Here is a 268-nt window from a genome sequence, read left to right as displayed (position 1 = left end):
GCTGAACGAGACGGCTCCCGACACCATCACCAGCCTGCACCAGAACTTCGTCGATGCCGGCGCCGACATCATTCTCACCAACTCCTTCGGCGGCACCCGCCACCGGCTGAAGCTGCACCATGCGCAGGACCGCGTGCATGCGCTGAACAAGCGCGCCGCCGAGATCGCCCGCGCTGTCGCCGATAAAGCCGGCCGCAAGGTCATCGTGGCGGGCTCGGTCGGCCCGACCGGCGAGTTGCTGGTGCCGCTCGGCGCCATGACCTATGAC

Annotated in this window: 1 protein-coding gene; it reads left to right on the top strand. The window is 67.9% G+C overall.

What is annotated here, in order from left to right; all coding sequences use genetic code 11:
• The coding region (locus AC0L3P_RS40320) for a homocysteine S-methyltransferase family protein (RefSeq protein WP_473309501.1) at positions 1-268 on the top strand (268 nt) is incomplete at both ends.

It is taken from the genome of Bradyrhizobium sp. WSM4874, from assembly GCF_055811835.1.
Note: the sequence above shows the minus strand (reverse complement) of the source record. Positions and strands in the feature narration are given on the sequence as shown.